At 52.0% G+C, this 3,115-nt stretch carries 3 protein-coding genes; all 3 read right to left on the reverse strand.

Translation table 11 applies throughout. The features are described from left to right. A partial coding sequence (locus ACOJWD_RS11190) for an MFS transporter (RefSeq protein WP_486993313.1) occupies positions 1-542 on the reverse strand: 542 nt, incomplete at its 3' end. A 59-nt stretch (positions 543-601) separates the two neighbouring features. Further along, positions 602-1,864: a CehA/McbA family metallohydrolase gene (locus tag ACOJWD_RS11195; RefSeq protein WP_486993314.1), complete on the reverse strand. Its 1,263-nt coding sequence runs from the start codon at positions 1,862-1,864 to the stop codon at positions 602-604. A 541-nt stretch (positions 1,865-2,405) separates the two neighbouring features. Then, the coding region (locus ACOJWD_RS11200; protein WP_486993315.1) for a macrolide family glycosyltransferase at positions 2,406-3,115 on the reverse strand (710 nt) is incomplete at its 5' end.

A 3,115-nucleotide genomic window follows, 5' to 3' on the forward strand; every position in this document is an offset into this window, starting at 1 on the left:
ATCAAAACCGGCAATTGCCGACTAATGTGAAAAAGAGCGGGTCCGACGAAAAACGCTAAGAGCGCAGCTCCACCCCCCATGGCATTAATGATGCCGTATGCTTGACTGCGATGGCGTGGCGGAGTCACGTCGGGCATCAAGGCATCCATGGGTGCATAAAAGATATTGGACGCAAAGGCATAGATAATGTCGATGGTGATGAGAAACGCTCCGCCAATTTCCCAGGGAAACATGATGAATAGGAGCCCCGTGATCGGCATCCCAATCAAGAGGTAGGGCATGCGGCGGCCAAAGCGACTGCGGGTGCGATCGGACCGGGACGAAAAGTACAGGTTCAGCAACACGCCCATAAACGTACGAAAAGAGGCAATAAGACCGATGAGAGCGATAGACGGAATATAGTGACGAATAAAGAGCGGGACGTAGCTATTGAAAATCCCTGAGGCCAGCGCCACTGCAAACATGCCGAGCCCCAAGATTGCCGATGACTGATAGGAAAATTTGCTTGCCGAGGAACCCGAGTCCATCACAGCACTTTCCATAATTCACCTCGTGCCATCATAATGATTGCGGCTACCCATCGCGACAGCGCATAGTCCACTTAGTCGCTGTCTATGGGTTGACGATAGAGCGGATTCGTTAGCAGGACCGGCATCCAAAAGTCCCACTCTTGATGATATCGATGCACCTCAAGGCGGAGAAATTTCTCTGACTGGATGCGCCACTCATGCTCCCAAGTCCTCTCTTGGACCTGAGATTCGTAGAGCATCCCTTGGTCGCCGACCAGACGAATGCGATCATCCGTCGCCAGTCCTGTCACACGAATGGGAATAACATCGCCGGGGTGACACGGCGTGGTGATCGGTCCTTGGGTCAGAGAGGGCCCGTCAGGACTCTCAGTGATGAAGACGTAACCCCGCCGAATACCCTCCACGATGGATTCCGAGGTGCGATCCTCACTCCAGACCCAGGTCGTAGGATGGCCGACATGGACGCCAACATCGTTCGGTCCGTGCGTATCGCTTCCGCCGACCGCCACAATATGCTCACCACGCTCCAGTTGCTGCTGCCACCAATTAAGTGCCGCCTGATTGCCGGGACGCCAGGGCCCATTCCAGATTTCAATGGCCGCAAACCCCTCTTTAGACCACGCCCAATGAATACCAGGGTCAAAGTCATCAAATGGATGATTGATCGACACCACACCGCCGCGAGCCGTGACATCCTTGCGCTTCGCCTCAATCTCGGCATCGCTTGCTACGCGCCAGTCAGGCCACGGATCAGAAATTCCCCACACATTGGCATGCCCTTGATAGGTGGTCCATTCCATGCCTGGTACCAGGATGAGGTGCGTTGCCAGGTGTAGTCCCTGATTTTGGCTGGTGGTGTTGTGATCGGTTAACGCGATATAGTCCAGTCCCTGGTCTTCCGCTTCACGAGAAAGCTCTTCCAGAGACCATACCCCATCACTGTGCGTGGAATGAAGGTGCAAATCCCCTTTGATCCATTGGGGAGTATACTGGCTTCTTTCAATTTCGATCGACAGCGTGACCGGATCTGTGGGTAAACGATAGAGGCCCAACAATATCGCCCATTCCCCTTTCTCAAGAGGCCCCATCTGATATCCTGGAGTGGCATTATTCAATCCAATGGTAAACTCGCTACGCATCCCGCCGCTCCATCCCCAGACGCACTCAGGCGACTTGAGGCCCAGATCAATAACCGATGATGAAACGGACTTGGTAAGGGATACGTGAAGGTGAACAACTTTTTCAGGAAGTCTAAATGGTACTTCCACGATTTGGTGCGTCATGTCCGGAGTCACCGTGATCGAGAGTGTCTCGGACGTTGGGATGAGGTTCAATGCCATCCTCCTCATAAAGCTTCTGTAGTGTACTCTGTGTCCAAAACCGCCGCTATGTCACGCAACGACCACTGGACGGTTGGTGCTGGGAGTGGCGTGGGCGATGTATCGATTGTACGTAGCCTTGGTTATGAGTTTGTGTGACTCCGATTAAGAACAGATTAAGGTTAGACCATTACCATACGACGGAGTGTCTGTTTTTTTTCTACACTGTTAAAACCAAATATTCCGTCATTTATTGGCTACTTTAATACCATAGGCATTACGCACCATCTCTACAATACGGTAAAGGTCGTACTGTTCTATCCGTCATTTGTCGTATGGTAACTCTTGATTGTTCTCCGGTGTAGATAGGAGGGGTCAGATGGCCCAAGGGAATTTGCTCTCATATCGTATGGCGATGGAAAACGATTTAAGGAGAAGTGCTATATATAAGATTCTAGCGGCGTTCCCTGAAGGAAGGCCCGGAGTGCGCCAGCACTCCAAACGCCTCTCCCTGTGGCATTTCGAAGGTGGATGTGATGAATGGTCCAGCCTAGCGCTACCGCACCACTCCCCGACTCCGAGTGTAAGAAAAAATCGCTTCGACGCCTTTCTTTGGGCCTCCCGCTTCGCGGAACGAGTTCCCAATCTTCACGCAGGCGTCTTTGATGGCCGCATCACCCATCACTTTTTCGACGCTACTCTGCAGTTCTTCTGCTGTGATTGTGTGAGAGTCCAATTGGATTCCTGCTCCCAACTCCACGACCCGTCGCGCTATCAACGGTTGATCCGCATTTTGCGGCACGACAATTAGCGGGACGCCATAATAGAGGGCTTCACTGGTACTGTTCATTCCGCCATGGGTAATAAAGAGCTTGGCTCGTTGCAATACCTCTAGCTGGGGCACATGATGTCGCACGATAAAGTTTGGCGGTACGGTGCCTAAATCCTCCAAGGACACTCTTCGTCCGACCGACAGAATCACCGTATAGCGGGTATTACCCAGAGCCCTAAAACAGGTCTTATAAAAGTCCAACGCCTGATTAAAGACGGTCCCAAGTGAGATATAGATCAGATTATTTGGGTCGATTTGAGCATCATCCAAGGTGTCGGAATGCGAACGCCGGCTTATTGACGGTCCGACAAACTGATAGGAGGCGTCAAAGTCCTCTCCGTCGGGTTGAAAGTATCGGGAGGTATAGACGAGACTGAAGGGTGCGGGATTACAGAATACCTCATAGGGTGAATCGACCGCGACGCCATATCGAT

It is taken from the genome of Sulfobacillus sp. TH-112 (assembly GCF_057473405.1).